This window comes from Bradyrhizobium daqingense, from assembly GCF_021044685.1.
Taxonomy (GTDB): domain Bacteria; phylum Pseudomonadota; class Alphaproteobacteria; order Rhizobiales; family Xanthobacteraceae; genus Bradyrhizobium; species Bradyrhizobium daqingense.
Window position 1 is genome coordinate 6,922,195 of record NZ_CP088014.1, and the last position, 17,557, is coordinate 6,939,751.

Consider the following 17,557-nt stretch of genomic DNA (forward strand, 5'->3'; position numbering starts at 1 on the left):
TTTGTCTGAAGATCCCCCAAGAGATCCCCAAGGCAGTTGTTGAGTACTACTCGGTGTGGATGCCCACACTTTACGCGAAGTGGAAGTCCTGGCTGGTCAACGAACCGACCTTCATGTTCTTCAGCGTGAGCGTGTCGCCCCCCGTCGCGATGACGACGTCCTGACCCGATTGGGTCGCGTGGGACAGAACACTCGCAAAGCTGTCGAACACGCTCTTGCTGAACTGGATCGTGTCGTGAGCAGGTCCGCTGGCCGTGAAGTCCTTGATGACATCGTTGCCGAAATTCGCGGCAAACGAGAACGTGTCGGCCTTGGTGGTGCCAACGAAGGCGTCATTGCCTGACGTGCTCGTCTGTACGTTGCTGCTCGTCGAGCTCGAAGTCGCAGCGAGTTGGGTGCTGCTCGTGGACGACGTAGCCGTACCGACCTGCCCATCGCCGTTGAGATCCTGGTGGAAGCTCGTCTCTAGCGATTTAAGGCCGGAGTTCGACCCCGACACGGAGCCCCCCTTCGTGGAGCCGGTCAAGCTGCTCAGGTGGGAAACGTAGTTACCGTTGTTGTCGGTGTTCCACGCCGTATACTGACCGGTGCTCGCCTCCTTCCAGACGACCTGATAGCCCGTCGCCGTCTTTTCCGCGGCAATGGGAGCCCAGGTGTGATCTGATCCCTCGATGAAATCCGCACCGCCATGCTTCAGCGTGGGGCCCGTCCCGGTGCTGCCGTTGAGGTAGTACTTGTCGCCACTCTCAACGAGACGCGTCGCACCGGCCGACTCAATCACCGTGCCAGCGGCAGGCGACGTCGGTGAGGTCGGAGACGTAGGAGACGTAGGTGTGGACGTGGTGGAAGTACCGATCTGTCCGTCACCGTTCAGATCCTGGTGGAAGGTCGTCTCGAGCGATTTGAGGCCAGAGTTGGCACCCGACACGGCGCCGCCCGACGTGGAGCCGGTCAGGCTGCTGACGTGGGAGAGATAGTTGCCGTTGCTGTCGGTGTTCCATGCGGTGTACAGGCCGCTGCTCGCCTCCTTCCAGCCGACCACGTAACCCGTTGCCGTCTTTTCCGCGGCAATGGGCGCCCAGGTGCCATCCGACCCGTCGACAAACGCCACTCCGCCCTTCTTCAGCGTGGGGCCTGTCCCGGTGCTGGTGTTGAGGTAGAATTTGTCGCCGCTCTCAACGAGCCGTGTCGCACCGGCCGACTCGATCACCGTGCCGGCAGTGGGCGACGTCGGCGTGGTGGGGGTTGTCGGGGTGGTGGGTGTCGTCGGTGCGGTGGGCGACGTCGAGGTGACGCTCGCCGTGACAACGGCGGACGCCGCGCTGGTGTTGCCTGCCACGTCCGTGGCCTTCGCCGTGAGGCTGTGCGCACCGACAGCAAGAGCTGCGGACGTATAGGCCCACACACCGCTGCTGTTCGCGGTCGCGGTGCCGATCTGGGTCGTGCCGTCGAACACCTTGACGACGCTGCTTGCTTCGGCATTGCCCGACATCACCACCTGATTGGCGGTGTTCACCTTGTTGCTGACGATGGTCGGGGCGGTCGGCGCCTTGGTATCGACGGTGACTACCACCGCAGACGACGCCGCGCTGGTCTGCCCCGACGAGTTGGTCGCCGTTGCGGTGAGCGTATGCTTGGCGTCAGTCAGGACCTTGGTGATGTAGTCCCAATTCCCGCTCGAATCCGCAGTCGCCGAACCGAGCTGGGTCGTACCGTCGTAGACCTTGACGGTGCTGCCGGCAGCGGCCTTGCCCTTCAGCTCGAGGGTGCTGTCGTTCGTGATGCGATCGCCAGCGGTGCCGCTATCGTTCGAGATGGAGGCGATCGTGGGTGCAGTCGAACCGGTCGGCGGTGTCGGCGACGTGGGTGACGTCGGCGACGTCGGTGCATTTGCGTCCTGAAGGACGGCACCAGTCTTCATGTTGACGTTGTGGATATAGATCGACTTCGAGGTGGAGTCGTTGGGACCGCCCCGGACACCGCCGAACGCCAGTCCCGAAGACGAACTGGACGGATCGAAGTAGTTGTCGTGGACGGTGAACGTATTCTGGATATCCGCCACCGTGACGCCAGTGAAGGCGTTGACGCTGCCGGTGAATACGTTGTTGCCGATTTCGCCGGAAACAATCGTGCCCGGGCTGCTGCCGATGTCGGGCTCCACCATGAAGCCCTGGCTCGCTCCGCCGTTCTGGGTGGTGGTGTTGTACATGATGGTGGCGGTGAACGGCCCGTCCATGAACTCGGTGTAGTCGCCGTGCGCACCGGATGCCATTCCGGCGTTCTGTATCAGATTGTACTCGACGACGAGGCCGGCCGACTTGCCGCCATTGTGCATCTGAATCATGTCGCCGCCGGCATTCTTGAGCCAAGAATACTCCACGGTCAGCGTGCCCGAACCGCGGTTCTCGATGAGGCCGCTGACGTTGCCGTTGTTGTTGCCGTCAAGCGTCGAGTACATGACCGTCAAATTCGACGACGAATCCGTCGCCAGGATCGGTTTGAGGCCATTGGACCCGACCTGGAAGTTGGAATTCAGAATCTTCGTACCGGCGCCCTGGACGACAACGCCCCAGCCACCGTTGAGCGAGAAATCATAGCCGTCGAGCGTGACGTTGCTGCCCGTCACCGTGACGGTGTGGTTCGCCGTATTCACCGATACCCCGGCCATCGAGATCGTCGCCGGATTTTTCAGCGCTAATCCCGAGGGCGTCCCCACGTGGTAATCCACGCCCGCGACATTCCATCCGGGCCGGTTCGCACCGTAGGAATCGAGCAAGTTCGGAAGCTGCGGCGTTCCAACTGGAGCATTTGCGGAGCCGTCGTTAATTGCCATCTACCCTGTTCTCCTGATTTATTAGGAACGATAGCGCGCGCTCAACCGCGAGGTCCCCCGAGCGACACGCTATTCTTAGAAGCCGATTATCTCGGCCGCGGCGACTCTTGGCTGAGCACCGCGGACTTTTTTTGGACTAGATCGAGGCTGTGCTGGGGTCATGTCTTGGCTCAGACCGCCACACTCACGTGTATTAAATAATTAAACACGCACCTTGCACAAACGCACCGGCACGAATCGCAGATCCACAGACAACATCGCACCAAAACCAGGCACAGAGAAGACCGGTAGCCGATTGACCAGCGATGAATTGACGCCAAGGGAGCACAATTGATTGCGCAATCAAAATAGCGCTCTATTCCGAAATAATGATTTTAAATAAGCATATAACAAAACTCGATGCGGGAAGGTAAATCGGTGCTCCCGATCGAAGGCATTACGCCAAGCCCACGCCACAATATCCGGGCGATCATGGCCTTTCCTCGCGAACGAGTTCGTCGTGATCGATTGAGCGGGCGGGTCGCCACGACCCAGGTCGCCCGGACTCAAACACGGGCGTCTTGCGCGGGACACCCGAATTGCATCACCCCAAGCCGCGCCTCCCATTGGCGCGCTCGCCAACCTGGCCGCTCGCGCAAGATGAGCACGCGCCGCCTCTGCGATTGAAGCTGAACATGCGTAGCGCCTAGCCGGGCTGAGGCAATCGCACGGAAGCGTCGGGTTTCCCGGACTTACCCTGGGCGCCGTCCATCAGGCCGACGAGGGTGACTTTCGCTGCCAAAGGGGCGCCAATAACGACGTACCGGACGGCGTGCAGCAAACCCCAGCCAAAGTGAAGAAGCCACCGGCGTTTGGCCCACCGGCGCGCGAAGAGGATGCTGTTACGCGCCGACAGATAGACGGAAAGGAATGATTGCTTTCTCGGATCAATCGCAGAACCGATGGCGGTGCCGCCAACGTGGCGTACGATCGCCCGTTCCGCGAAGCCTATTCTGTGCTTACCGCGGCGACGACCCCAGTCCACATCCTCCATGTAGAGAAAATAGTCCTCGGCCATCAATCCGACGTCCTCGATAAACGCACGCGTAACCAGCACGCAGGCGCCGCTGATCGTATCGATCCGTGAGAGCACCTCAGGCGCCGGAGACGTGCCGGCTGCCAAGTTCCGGCCGACGGCGAGAACCCGGCCGGTGACGGGCGACCATTGAAGTCCGTAGTTGATGATCTTGTCGGGCGCATCGTCGAAAACGAGGGTACCACCAATCATGCCGAAACCCTGGTCTGCCTTGGCCATGAATTCCGTCAGGCAGTTCTCGTGCACTTCGGTATCCGGATTGAGAACGAGCACTGCTTCCCAGCCGCGCGTACCCAACAGGCGTTCGAGCCAGGCGTTTATCCCTCCGCCATAACCGAAGTTGTCTGTCGCGAGTCCAAGTCGGACAATAACGGCTCGATTCTGGAATCGGAGTTTAACGACAGAACTGAACCGCCCGGCGGGCGCATCCGCGACATCATCTTCGTCCGGGATACATGGCAGCATCCGCTCCTGACCGAGGAGCGCGGCCGCCAACGTTTCGAAGGCTTCTTTCCCTCCATTTTCGCAGACGAAGATTTCAAACTCCTGCCAATCGGAAGCTGCGAGCGATCTTAGACACCGCAGAATGTCGTCGGGATTGCGATACCCGACGATCAGCACTGCGAGCTTTGCGCGGTCAGAGGCCATGGCCAAGGCATTCCTTGATCTGCTGACGACGCTGACTGGCGACGTCGGCCCAGATAAAACGCTCGGCGCGACCGGCAGCAGCCTCCGACATCGTTCGTCGAAGCTTGAGGTCGCCTGCCAGCAAACGAATGGCCTCGACCCAACGCGCCGCATCGTAGGGATCGAGCACGAACCCCTCATGACCGTCCCGCACGAAGCGCCCCGCCCCCATCTCCGTCGTGACGACCGGAAGTCCAGCGCCGCACGCTTCGTACATGACCAAAGGACTTCCCTCCTCCAGCGAAGGAAACATGAAGAGGTCCGCCGATCGATAAAGCGCGCCAACGTCCTTGAGATAGTCGAATACGATCACGTCATCCCTGGCAAGAAGGCTGGCGCACTTCTCCCTGATGGTCGGCTCCATCTCTCCCGCGAGCACGAGCCTTCCCTTCACCCCGCTCTGTGCCCAATAGTCCAGAAGCAAATGGGCTCCTTTCCGCACGCATATGGCGCCGACAAAAACCACCGTGACGCCAGCGCTCGGTTCGAGCAAAGGCGGTTTTCCGACAAGCCGTGCCGGCTCCCAGCCGTAGCTCGCGTTCAAGAACTTGGATCGAGGCACGCCGTTCTCCAGCAGCGAGGCCTCGACCAGTGGGCTCGGACAAAACACGTGATCCACCGCCTCGAGGACCTGCGTCTCACGATCGACCTTCGCAGACGTGATCCCGTGCGCAGGCGCTACTCCAAGCCGCTCGTACGCATGATCGAGAATTCTCTTTGCCGTCCCGGTGTGGCAATTGAACTGTTCCCGAAACACCGCAACACCGCGCCGCTTCAAGTGCTGGATAGTCTCCAAGCTTGCATCCGGCCAGAGATAGGCTGCCGGCCTCCCGGATTCAAATTGATCGATGCAAGAGAGGAATACGCGCTCGATTGTACGGCCGACCCAACGTCGCACGAGCCGATATGGGACATATCTCGCCCAATCCGGCAGTACTTCGACGAGTTGTACCGGTGGCAGCGCCAACTGCGCCCGCGGCGTCACGATCGTCACATCGAAGTTCTCACTCGCCATCCCCTTTGCGAGGGAGCTGCACGTATAGCCAACTCCCATTCCATTGAGTGGCAGCGGCATCAGCACACCCAATGAGATGCTCTTTGCGACTGCGCGCTCAAAAGCTCGATCCTGCCTCCGATGAGCACATGCAGGTTCTTCCGCAAGCACTCCGGGACGCACATCTTGTCCTGCCTTGGGGCTGTCCATGGGCTTCACGATCATGACGGAGGTGCCCGATAAGACGGTTGACTGCTGACCCCGGTCCGCCACTTCCGCTTGATTCCCGCTAGCCACGAGCTCCGCAGCAAACTCTTGGCCAGACGATTCAGCCTGCCGATGGAGGTGCGCAGGAGGTTGATGCAAACCGCCTTCAATCGCGGGGCGAAGATATAGACCGTCGACTCCTGTCTCGACAGGTTAGCCAGCAATTCCTTATAAGTTGCATCGCCGATACCGAAGTCGACCAATCGCACCGGCCGGCTCGGGGACGCCTGTAGTTCTTCCAATACGCTCAGAATCAGATGGAGGCCGGGACCGTACTTTGCATAGGCAGGATCGTAGGAAACGTACTCGCTGAGAAAGACTCCATTGCGTAGCGAGCCGATCCAGAGAGCGACCGGTTGGCCGTTGAGGTAAAGAATGTATCCTCGCAGCCAGCCCTTGCTTGCTTCGAAACGGAGACGCGATCGGATGACGGGACTTTCGGAGAACCCTACACCTAGTCCGCGTTGATAGGATTTGGCTGCGACGGTCTCCGCGTCCCGCATCAGCTGATCCACGTCAGCGGGCGAACCAAATCGCTCGATTCTGCTGTCCGAAAAATCACAAGCAATACTTTCGGCGCGTTTGCGCTGGTTGTATCGCCCCTTCTTCGGAAGGCCAGCCAGGAACGAGCCAGCCTTCTCCGGAAGTTCGCACAGCCGATGAGCTTGTGGATTGATCAAGTGGTCGGCGCACCACCAGGTCGGAAGACCTCGGGCATATTTGACGAGCGGAGAATTGACGTCCGGAGAATGAAATGAGGCCGCATCGGCCTCCCCGGCCGCCAGCGATTGCATGATGCTCTCGGTTAGCATCCTTGCGTTCTGCTCGGAGATCTCTCCCAGCCAACCGCCGTGCACAATCTGCAGGACTCTTAACTCAGGAACCGGAAGGGCAAAATACCCCAGCTTGACCGGCACGGGGCTCGCCTCCAATCGACCGACGAGAAGCGCGGTGGGAAGCCCTTCGCCGTAGAGGACCACGATGTGCGGCCGCTGAACCTGCGGATATATCTCCAAGATGAACTGGAAGAAGTCGATATCTGCATCTCGAGGGGGATTGCACGAGTTCCAGAACTCCCGAAGCGACTCAATCTCGGAGCGTGTTCTGACGACCCTGACGTGGTGGCGCGCCGTGATTTCATTCATAGCGTTGACCCGATCAACACTGCTTCGGCTCTCATTCCTGCCCCCACACGACACTGATGGAGCCAAGCCGACACACGACCTCAGGCGATCAACGACGAGATATCCCATTTGTCTTGACATCCTGCACAATGGCGCCCGTGAGCATGTTCACGTTGCGCACATAGATCGACTTGGCGCTGTTGTCGTTGGGTCCGCCGCGAATGGGACCGCCAAATGCCAGTCCCGACGAGGTCCTCGAAGGATCGAAATAGTTATCGCGGACCGTAAATGCGTTCACGATATCGGCGACAGTGACGCCTGTGAACGCGTTCACTGCACCAGTCAACGTGTTGTTGCCGATTTCGCCCGAGATGATCCTGCCGGCGTTGGAGCCAATGTCAGGCTCCACCATGAACCCCTGGCTCGTCCCTCCGCTCTGGGCGGTCGTGTTGTACTCGACGGTCACCGTGAACGGCCCGTCGATGAACTCCGTGTAGTCGCCGTGCGCGCCGGGCGCCATGCCAGCATTCTGAATGAGATTGTATTGGAGAACGAGGCCTGCTGCCCGACCGCCATTGTGCATTTGAACCATGTCGCCGCCGGCGTTCTTCAGCCAGCAATACTGGACGGTCAGCGTACCTGAGCCACGGCTTTCGATGAGGCCGCCGACGTTGGGCTCGTTGTGGCCGTCAATCGTGCAGTACGCGACCCTCACGTTCGATGACGACACCGCCGCAAGGACGGGTTGGTTGCGATTGCCGCCAACGAGGAAATTGCAGTTTTGAATCGTCGCATCATCTCCCTCGACCACGACGCCCCAGCCACCATCGACGGAGAAATCATAGCCATCCAGCGTGATGCCGTTTCCGGTTACGGTGACGAGCCGCTTTCTGCGATCGACCGTCACCCCGGTCATCGAAATTGCGGCAGGATCCTTGAACTCGATCCCCGCCGGATGACCCACGCAATAGTCGACCCCTGCAACACGCCAAGGAGGACGAGTGCGATATCGGCTAAGCAGCGAGGGATACTGAACGTCGCAACGAGGCGCACTGGGGGCCCCATCGCTGTTCTGGTCGTATGCCCGCGACGCATGTGTGTCCTCGGCCGCTGTTGCGAGAGAGAGATCTGTATGCAGTGCCGCTGCGGCAGCAAATGCGCAGGCAAGCAAGCCTCCAACGGTTGCTGTCAAAGGCGACTGCATGACACACCTACCATCGACGCCCGGTCGCCGGAGCATAGACCGGAGGACCATACCATGCAGGGGAAAGTTCGCTGAGGTGTCTCGTCCCCCAAAAATGTTCATAGAGTGAAGCCCGTATTCCGATATACGCACCCCAAACCATCCACATCGTGTTCCAGTAGTGCACGGTGAGTCCAACCAGCACCAATGTCATGACCGCGAGCGTGAAGCCCGAACGCATCCTGTCCATGTACTCATCCAGCGTCGGGCCGACGCTCTTTCGCCCGAACCCGACGTAGAAGGAGGTCACGTTGGCCAGCAGCATGAAGACTACGATCGGAATACCAAACCGGAGCGCGATGACCAGCCAAACGGCGTCCACCGAAGCATTGTCGAAAAATTCCAGGCCTGCGCCAATATCGCCGAAACCAAAGCCTGCCCAGGGAGCGAAACCGATATTGTAGAAGGCTCGATCCCATGTGGCCTTGCGAAAATAGCCCGTCGAGGGATCGAGCGTGAGGTGCGCGACGATCCAGGAGGTCGGATTGTTGGTGGTGAGGTAGATGAAGGCGAGCACGGCTCCGATGACGGCTGCGAACGCCTTCCACCGCCATGGATTGGATTTCATGAGCCGGTCATAACTAAAGACCGACAAGACGACCATGAACATCAACATTGGCGCTGAAGACATCGCCAGGAAGCATCCCAGGAAAGCAACCCCAACCCAGCCGATCCGAGACAGCCGGCTCTCCGAGTACAGAAAGATCGCTCCGGCAGCCGTGCAGAACGTCCCATAGGAGATCGCGTGCGGAAAGACCGACGCCGCTCTCATCAGGCCATTTCTGAACTCCGGCTCGCTGTTCAGCCCGAGAAAGCTGTTGACGACGAGCTTGCCCGACATGTGGTCGACCATTGCGACAGCGACGATTATCGTCACTGCGATCTTCAAGCCCTTGATGAACTCCGCGACCGCCAGGCGTCCGAAAAAGAACGCGCGTCCGACAATATAGCCGCCCAGCAGTTCGAGCGTCACCGCACCCGCCGAGGACAATTCGGAGGGACGGTTCTCCTGCGCTGATACTCCCAGCATCCAAACCGCCGCCAGCAAGACGAACAGATCGCAGGCAACGAACCGCCGTCCCTTCTGCAGCAACAAGAAGAGAGCCGGAATCAACAGCAAAGCGATGACCAACCGTTCGGGATTGAACTTCGCGCTCCCGAGCAAAAAGCTCATATCGGCGGGCAACACGACCCCGGCAAAGAAAAGCCAGGTCGCGATCGGATGTGAGCGTTGCGGAACCCCACTGGCACTCGGAAGCAGCGAAGGCTCACGCTCGATCTGGCCCGTGGCTACCGCAGCGCTGGCGAGGCGGATCCTCAACGAATGTCTCCCCACCTGTTGGAGCGATTAGCTCCCCGGCCCTGCAACAGGACGCTCTTCACCATGCCAAAGCCGCCGAATGGAAGATCATCAGCGCCTGAACATTCTCGGAATCTGCCAGACGATCGGGGGGATGAAGGGCTTGATGACCTCGAGGGTCGTTCGCTTCCTGACCTCGCCCGGCCGCATTTTGAAGATCGTCGTATGGTCTTCGGACATCTCGTCTTCCGGTCGACCATTGGTGTAGTAGTAGAGCGCGATCGACCTGCGATACTTGCCTTTTGGACTCGTCAGCGGATCGGGATGCCCGTGATATGCGGTATCGGTCGTCGAGAATACAACGATCCGGTTCGCAATCGGAAAATAGGCCTTTTGCTTTGCCTTGACGTCCTTGTCCCACAATTCGAGGGCGCCGCCCCACTCCTGCTTCCAATCATGGTTCAGATAGACCAGCAGATTGAGCCGGCGGTCCAGCCTCAGCTTCTTGTGCTTGTTGAAGTCTGCGTGAATGGCGAGGCGACCACCGCGCGGAATCATGTGCAACCCGCCGCCAACGAGGTAAGGATCGGGAATGAGGCCCTCGATGCCTGTGAGGCGCTCCAGGAAGTCCAGAAAGAGCCGCGAATTCAGCGAACTGACGAACTGCTGAATGTAGGGAGGAAAGTCCTCAAAGCGGTCGAGTCCGAGCTTCTGCTCCTCATACGCGCCGGCATCGAGAAAGGTCCGATTCCACGAGCTCTCAAATTCTCCGGGAAACTCCGCCGCGACCCTTCTAATGACCTCGTCATCAAAAAAGGTATCGATTCCGATGTGAGGAAAGGGTTGGTTGTCCCGGTACTGCTCGGCCCATGCGTCGGCCTGGCGGCGCATTTTATCCAACGGAAGGAAGGACTTGCTATCGAGACATTGGGACTCCGCAGACAGCGGCAGCACAGCTGTGGCAACCATTTCTACCTCTTTCCCCGTTCAGCGGGGTAAATGACGTCGCTCGAAGGCCGTCCTATCGAGTGGACGGCCGCACTATTAAATCACTTTACATTATAATATTATATACGACAAGCCAATTAAATAAATTCTAATCACGAACGTTAATGCCGAGGAGAGACACCGAGCTCGCCACGAGACGCGGATTGAATCACGCCGGCGTCAGACAACCGTTCTCCGACAGTGAAGCAGCCAGCATCCGGTCCATCCCCAACTCCTTAGAGATTGCGCTGGGATCCGACGCCCGCTGCGTCGAATACGTTGACCTCCGGAACATCGCCTTATGGCGCATGCGCAGGCGACGCATCGGCAGGACGAACGGATTGCGGGTGATCGTCCCGCACGTGGTCTGGACGGGGAGGCGATCCCGCCATTTCCGCACCATGTAGCGATAGGCTCGAACGTAGTCGCGCCCCAACGAAAGCTGTGCCTTGGCGTTGTGGATCAACGGCAGGTCCAGACCGTAACAAGACCTGCCCAGCCTCTCGGCTTCGAGCACGATGTCTGCCCCGTAGAGGTGAAACTCCGGCAGCAAGGGATCGAAGGACACGCCCGAGTCCCGGCGGACGATGATCGCCAGTTCGTCGACGCTGACCACTCGTACCGGTACCTTCAGCTCTCCCCCATGAATCCCTCCAGTTTCAGGAAATAGCGGGGCAAGCGAGGCATCCCACGTGCGACCGACCACGTCCCCTGCTGCCGTGACGCTGCTCATTCCAGCCACGGCCCACCGGCTGTCTTGCTGCGTGAGCCGCCCGATTTCCGAATTCAGCCGCTCAAACCAGTATTCAGGGAAGAAAACGTCGCAATGGGCAAAGATGAGGATATCCTCCTTCGCACTTGCGATCGCCCGGGCATAGGCGCCGGAAGCGCTAGGCTGATTCCACAGGACCGTGAGCTTTACGTCGCCCCTGGCAATCGCCGGCGAGCGCCGAAGATCACGATCGAGGATTTCGACGTCCGTCGATCGCGCACAGGTATATACGTGGAAACTAGCGCCCGGGAACATAGCGAGATCACCATATAATAAAAATTAAATAAGCCATTTATATCAACTTGGGACGAATCGCAATCAAGCCTTCGACGAATAAAGTAGGGTCGTTTGTTCGGCGCTCGATCCTGGCCATTTCGCTGATGGGGGCGCGCATCGCGCTCTGACAGCCCGGCGGCGGCGAACTGCGCCCGGACGGCAGCGGGATGGAGAATGCCGGCAGGGGCATGGCGCTGCTGCTACTCCGTTCTCATTTCGCGAAAGCCAATGAGATTTTCGCCCGGAGCCGCGCCACTTTTCCGTCTCATCGCATCCTGGATGAGTGATGCTATCGCTCGTCCCCCCTGCCCGGGGGTATGGTGCGTCTCAAATTTACGTTTCGCCGCGCGTCCCATTTGCTCCCGCAGCGAAGGGGACGAGAGGAACTCGATGACCTTCCTGCTCATCTCCGCAACATCGAATTTGGCCACGCTGAAACCGGCGTCCGGCTCGACAAACCTCCGCGCTGCATCGCTTGCGTCGAAGCAGATCGTGGGCGTGTTGCGCCTCGCTGCTTCCAGAACCACAAGGCCAAACGCCTCCTCGCGCGACGTCAGAAGAAAAACGTCGGATGCGGCAAAATATCTATCGACGTCGGCCTTTCTCCCAACGAAGCGCACCTGCGCGGCCGGCGCCTCGCTCTTGAGCCTGCGCTGCATGGTCTTGACCTTGTCCGGGGCGCCGCCCACCCACACGAATTGGACATTTCGCCCACTGACGCCGCCGGCGACCTGGCGAGCGACCTCTATGAACAGGTCCGTGCCCTTGCGCGTCTCGATCGAGCCGCAACCGCACACGATGCTCACGTCAGGCGGAATGTCCAATTCGTGCGCAAGCCCGAGGCGCGCTTCCTCCGCGTTGGGGGAATCCTCTTCGAGTTCAGGAATGAAAGGCTCGACGACCTCGATCCGGTGCGGTGCGATGTCGAAATCTTCGATCAGGCAATCCCGCACGGCGTCGGACACCGCAATATATCGAGGGCGGCGCCGCTCGAGCGCCGCGAGGTTGGTCAATCCGACGCTTCGGATGGCTCCCGCAAGCTCGTGGACGTGACAGAGGACCTCGCAATCCCCGATGGGCAATCGTTCGAGCAACCGCCCGGACGCTATCGAATTGACATAGACGAGACCGAAGCGGTCCTTGGAGAGATCCTTTTGCAGGCGGGCCAGATGATTTGACTGCGCGAAATGATGCATATCGAAGCGCCTCATCGCACGATAAAGCAGATCGCCGGGTTCGACGGAGTCGACTTTGCCGAGCGTTGCGAATTCCCTGCTGAGGTCGCCCGGGCTGGCAGTCACTGTACGGAAGGAAATGGAATCGTGGCGCCGAAGCCAGCGCTGGATGTTGAGCAGCATGATTGGCGCCCCCGTCCGCGAGGCCTCGTGGCTGAGGAAGAGCACCTTGTTCGTCATGACCTAGCTCTGGCGGTCCCTGTCCGCGCCTAAACCGGGGATGGCGGCTGAGCTCTGCAACACCTCTTGCCGTCGCGCCTTCGGCTTGCCCATCAAGGACAGGAGCCTTTGGCGCCCCTCCGGCCCGGGCATCCGCAGAAGCCGCCAGACCGGGGGAAGGTAGCGCATTCGCGAATCGAGGCTCATGGCCCAGCGCAGAAGCGTAAAGCCGCTGTCCAGGCGCCCCTGTCGGATATAGCTGATCCCGGTGTCGAAGGCCTGATCGGCGAGCGAGTGCGCCACCTGCCGCTGCAACAACGGCATGTCCCGGCGTCGATCGCGACAGGTCTCGAAGAAGCTGTCGAACGCCGCTTTCCTCTGTCCATACTCCGTCATCATCTCCGCGAGATAGGGGTTCGACATAGCGGAATCGTGCTTTCGGTAAATCCCCTGCACCCCCTCGATCTTGGCAACTTCTGCATGCACGCCAAACCGGAGCCACATCTCCAGATCGCCGCTGTGAGGAAGCGACGGTCTATAGCCACCTACCGCCTTCTGGACGCTTGTTCGCGCGATCGCCGTCGCCGTGGCCACGAAGTCGGAGCCGGTCCGGCACATGTCCGCCACCACATCTTGCTTGGTCCATCGGAAGTCCTGGACCGAGTTGACGAAGGGCCGAGGCGTGTCCCGACGCCACACCAGACATTCGCCATAGGTCAATCCTACTTCCGGCCGCGAATCCATGATTTTCGCCGCGCGTTCGAACGCTCCCGGCACGAGCAGATCGTCCGCGGACAGCAGCAGAAAGTAGTCGCTGTCCGCCCATTCGATTCCCTCGTTGTACGTCGCGATATGTCCCTTGTTGCTCGCGTGAGCCACGACGCTGACGCGTGAGTCGCTGTCCGCGAGGCCGCGCGCAATTTCGACAGACGAATCCGAGGATGCGTCATCGATGATGAGGATTCGAACGTCGGCAATGGATTGATCAAGCACACTTCGTACGCAATCCGTCAGGAAGCGCCCGTAATTGTAGCAGGGGACAAGGACGTCAAACTTGGCCATCGCTTTGATTTCTCCTGTCGTGACGACCTCGCAAGATGAGAGGCACCTCCGCCGACGCTTGCCCTCTTGGCGACGTTCGAACCGGCCCTGTCATGAGAGCTTCGGCCGCTCTTCCTGGTCATCGGGGCATGCGCTCGAGGGGAAGCGGACTCGCGTACATTCCTCGAGAGTCTGCCGCGGGTCTGCCTCGCGATAGCTATCCCTTGGCCAGTTCCGCTTTGAGGCACTCTGCGACGTGAAGCTGCTCTGCCTCGCTCATCTGCGCGTAGATCGGCAGCAGGATCGACCGATCTTGTGCGAGTTCTGAGTGGCGAAGGTCGTGGCGCTGCGCCGCCTTCACGTAAGGCGGTTCGCGATGCGAGCACATGATGCCGCGGCGCGTCGCGATCCCCTGGTCGAGCAGATTTTGCATGACCGAGCGCTGATCGAGACGATTGGGGAGGCGCACGCAATAGCTCTGCCAGTTGGACTTGGCCCATTTTGGCTCTGTTGGCAGCCTCAAACCTTCGAAGTTGCCAAGCAGCTCGGCGTATCTGGCCGCAACAGCACGGCGGCGTGCCACCAGGTCCGGCAGCCGTTCCAGCTGTTTGCGCCCGATCGCGGCCTGCATGTCGGTCATCCGGAAATTGTAACCTGAAACAAGATATTCTTCGAAGATCACCTGCGAGGAGCCATGCCGCACCGTGTCGGGAACGCTCATCCCGTGCTGGCGCAGGAGCCTGAACTTGCGGTCGAGGTCGGCATCCGCAGTGGTCAGCATGCCGCCCTCGCCGGTCGTGATCACCTTGCGGGGATGAAAGGAAAAGCAGGCGATGTGTCCGTGCGGCTTGCCGATCCGCTCCCAATTCTCCTTGATCTGGATCTCGCTGCCGGCAGCACAGGCAGCGTCCTCGATCAGGGTGATGCCATGACGGTCCGCCAAAGCCGTCAGGGCTCCCAAATCGCACGGCATGCCCATTTGGTGAACCGCGATAATCGCACGCGTACGCGGAGTAATCGCATCCGCCAGCCGCCGGGGATCTATGTTGTAGGTCTCCGGATCGACATCCACAAAGATGGGGACTGCGCCCTGATTTCGGATTGAATTGGCCGTTGCGATGAAGGAATGGCTTGCTGTGATGACCTCGTCGCCGGGTCCGACGTCCAGCGCCGCCAGCGCGAGTTGCAGGGCTGTCGTGCAGTTGGACACGGCACACGCAAAAGGCGCGCCGACGAAAGCGGCAAATTCACGCTCGAAAGCTGCCACTTGCGGACCTTGTGACACCCATCCGGACAGGACGGCCGCTCGCGCCGCATCGGCCTCTTGCTCGGCAAGGACTGGCATTGCAATCGGAATCATGATGCCGCTGCCTGTCCCTGATCGACAACTCTGAGCTCGCGTTCGGCCAGCCACCATTTCACGAGATCTGAAAGCCCCTGCTCGAGCGAGATGGTGGTGCGGAAACCCAGCAGACGCTCCGCTTTTCCAACCGACGCCAATCGGCGCGGCACCGGATTGACCGAGCGTTCCGGCGCGAATTCGGGCATCATTCTGGGCTGCCCCATGACGGAAGCGAGGGCTTGGGCAAGCTGCACCAGGCTCGTTTCGGTCCCGCTGCCTACGTTGAACACCTCGTCGGTCACCTTGGCCCGGGCTGCCAATATGTTTGCACGGGCCACATCGCGCACATGCACGAAATCCATGGTTTGTTGGCCATCGCCAAAGATGACCGGTGGCAGCCCGGCTTCGAGCCGCTCCATCCACCGGATCAGCACCTCGGTGTAGCGCCCGTGAATGTCCATGCGGCTGCCATAGACGTTGAAGTAACGGAACGCCACGTAGTCGAGGCCGTACATGTCGTTGAAAGTGCGAAACAGGCCTTCGTTAAACGCCTTTGCGGCGCCATAGAGAGTTCGGTTGTCGTAGGGATTCTGTCGCTCGGTCGTCGGGAACTCCTCCGCCATACCGTACACGGAGGCGGAAGACGCCGCGATCACCTTCTCGACGTCGTGCTTGACGCAGAGCTCGAGCAGGTCGAACGTGGCATCCACCATGACTTCCTTGGCCAGGCGGGGCTCAGCGGCGCAGTGCGTGATCCGCAGCGCTGCTTGGTGAAATACGATATCGGCCGCCTTAACCAAGGCTCCCATGAGCTTGTTGTCGCGTATGTCGCCGTGCACGAGCCGTACCGGCCCGCGCCCCAGCGCTCGCCGCAGATTCGCCGGCCTGCCTCGCACCATGTTGTCGAGAGCGACAATCTCGATGCAGCCTTCGTCGCACAGAAGGTCGACGATATGGGAGCCGATGAACCCCGCTCCGCCCGTAACCAAAATGCGTTTGCCCTTGAGATCGATCAAGACGCCCTCCTGTTGATGGGCCCTGCAGGAATTTGATCCCGCTCGCCGTGAAGATCCCGAGCGAATTCCAGCGGCGCGACTCTCTTGAGAGTGGAGACGACCTCGGCAACTTGCTCCGGCAATAGCTCAGGATAGATGGGAAGCGAGAGAAGCTGGTTCGCCAGCATCTCCGTGACGGGGAGATCGCCAGGCTGATAGCCGAGCTCCGCATATGCCTTTTGCAGATGAACTGGAACCGGATAGTGAATCCCAACGTCGATGCCGGCATCGCGCAGCGATCTGAGCGCATCGTCACGCCGTGACAACCTGACGGCATATACGTGATAGACGTGGCGGCTGTACCAGGGCGGCTGGGGGCAAGCCAATTGAATATCTGACAGGAGCGTATCGTATCGCTCGGCGAGAGAACGGCGCGCGTCCGTCCAGGACTCGATGTGATTCATCTTGACGTTCAGCACCGCGCCCTGGATGCCGTCCATGCGGTAATTGTATCCGGCAACAACGTGCTTGTACTTCGCCTCCTGACCCCAGTCCCGCAGCAATGACACACGACGCACAAGGTCAGGCTGATCGGTGACGACTGCCCCACCCTCGCCGAACGCGCCGAGATTCTTGCCGGGATAGAAGCTGAAGCACCCCAGATCGCCGATTGAGCCGGCGCGGCGGCCCTTGTACTCCGCACCATGCGCCTGTGCCGCATCCTCGATGACGACCAGGCCATGACGACGGGCAATGGACATGATCGGATCCATGTCGGCCATCAATCCATGCAGGTGAACCGGCATGATCGCCTTCGTCCGTGGCGTTATCGCCGCCTCGATCAAAGCAGGATTCATCGTCCACGTATCGGGATCGACATCGACGAACACCGGTTTGGCACCGCTGTAAAGAATGGCCGCCGTTGTCGCGACGAACGTCATCGAAACCGTGATGACTTCATCGCCGGCGCCTATTCCGGCCGCGAGTAGCGCAAGGTGAAGTGCCGACGTGCCGCTGTTCACCGCACGGCAGTGAGAGGTACGGCAATACTCGGCGAAACGTTCCTCGAACGCCGTCACCTCGGGGCCGAGCACGAAGTTCGCACTTCCGATCACCCGCTCCACCGCTGCGTCGATCTCAGGCTTGATCTTGGCGTATTGCGCTTTCAAATCCAGGAAAGGAATCAAGGTCAAAAACTTTCAGGTAGCCGCGCTGCATTTAAATTAG

13 protein-coding genes are annotated in these 17,557 nt (G+C 60.0%); all 13 read right to left on the minus strand.

The window, feature by feature from the left end; all coding sequences use genetic code 11:
* Nucleotides 1–70: 70 nt before the first annotated feature.
* Nucleotides 71–2,833 carry an Ig-like domain-containing protein gene (locus LPJ38_RS33170; RefSeq protein WP_231088474.1) on the minus strand — a complete coding sequence of 921 codons (2,763 nt, stop codon included), beginning with the start codon at nucleotides 2,831–2,833 and terminating at the stop codon, nucleotides 71–73.
* 685 nt (nucleotides 2,834–3,518) lie between these two features.
* Nucleotides 3,519–4,556 carry a glycosyltransferase family 2 protein gene (locus tag LPJ38_RS33175; RefSeq protein WP_145638726.1) on the minus strand — a complete coding sequence of 346 codons (1,038 nt, stop codon included), beginning with the start codon at nucleotides 4,554–4,556 and terminating at the stop codon, nucleotides 3,519–3,521.
* A complete protein-coding gene (locus tag LPJ38_RS33180) occupies nucleotides 4,546–5,676 on the minus strand; it encodes a glycosyltransferase family 4 protein (RefSeq protein WP_231088685.1) in 1,131 nt (376 codons plus the stop codon). The genes LPJ38_RS33175 and LPJ38_RS33180 overlap by 11 nt, the downstream gene beginning before the upstream one ends.
* Before the next feature lie 134 nt (nucleotides 5,677–5,810).
* On the minus strand, nucleotides 5,811–7,001 hold the full coding sequence (locus tag LPJ38_RS33185) for a GNAT family N-acetyltransferase (RefSeq protein WP_158644777.1): 1,191 nt from the start codon (nucleotides 6,999–7,001) through the stop codon (nucleotides 5,811–5,813).
* Nucleotides 7,002–7,089: 88 nt separating this feature from the next.
* Entirely contained in the window at nucleotides 7,090–7,944 is an 855-nt protein-coding gene (locus tag LPJ38_RS33190) for a hypothetical protein (RefSeq protein WP_145638731.1), read from the minus strand.
* A 247-nt stretch (nucleotides 7,945–8,191) separates the two neighbouring features.
* Entirely contained in the window at nucleotides 8,192–9,544 is a 1,353-nt protein-coding gene (locus LPJ38_RS33195) for a hypothetical protein (RefSeq protein ID WP_145638734.1), read from the minus strand.
* Between the two features lie 90 nt (nucleotides 9,545–9,634).
* The gene (locus tag LPJ38_RS33200; RefSeq protein ID WP_145638735.1) at nucleotides 9,635–10,492 is read right to left on the minus strand and encodes a 2OG-Fe(II) oxygenase; all 858 of its coding nucleotides are present in this window, start codon (nucleotides 10,490–10,492) and stop codon (nucleotides 9,635–9,637) included.
* A gap of 187 nt (nucleotides 10,493–10,679) precedes the next feature.
* The gene (locus tag LPJ38_RS33205; RefSeq protein WP_145638737.1) at nucleotides 10,680–11,537 is read right to left on the minus strand and encodes a glycosyltransferase family 2 protein; all 858 of its coding nucleotides are present in this window, start codon (nucleotides 11,535–11,537) and stop codon (nucleotides 10,680–10,682) included.
* A gap of 221 nt (nucleotides 11,538–11,758) precedes the next feature.
* Nucleotides 11,759–12,973: a glycosyltransferase family 4 protein gene (locus tag LPJ38_RS33210; RefSeq protein ID WP_145638739.1), complete on the minus strand. Its 1,215-nt coding sequence runs from the start codon at nucleotides 12,971–12,973 to the stop codon at nucleotides 11,759–11,761.
* 3 nt (nucleotides 12,974–12,976) lie between these two features.
* Nucleotides 12,977–14,014, minus strand: coding sequence for a glycosyltransferase (locus LPJ38_RS33215; protein ID WP_145638740.1), 1,038 nt, complete (start codon nucleotides 14,012–14,014; stop codon nucleotides 12,977–12,979).
* A 196-nt stretch (nucleotides 14,015–14,210) separates the two neighbouring features.
* On the minus strand, nucleotides 14,211–15,353 hold the full coding sequence (locus LPJ38_RS33220; protein WP_145638742.1) for a DegT/DnrJ/EryC1/StrS family aminotransferase: 1,143 nt from the start codon (nucleotides 15,351–15,353) through the stop codon (nucleotides 14,211–14,213).
* On the minus strand, nucleotides 15,350–16,351 hold the full coding sequence (locus LPJ38_RS33225; RefSeq protein ID WP_145638744.1) for an NAD-dependent epimerase/dehydratase family protein: 1,002 nt from the start codon (nucleotides 16,349–16,351) through the stop codon (nucleotides 15,350–15,352). The genes LPJ38_RS33220 and LPJ38_RS33225 overlap by 4 nt, the downstream gene beginning before the upstream one ends.
* Entirely contained in the window at nucleotides 16,348–17,517 is a 1,170-nt protein-coding gene (locus LPJ38_RS33230; protein ID WP_145639033.1) for a DegT/DnrJ/EryC1/StrS family aminotransferase, read from the minus strand. The genes LPJ38_RS33225 and LPJ38_RS33230 overlap by 4 nt, the downstream gene beginning before the upstream one ends.
* Between the last annotated feature and the right edge of the window lie 40 nt (nucleotides 17,518–17,557).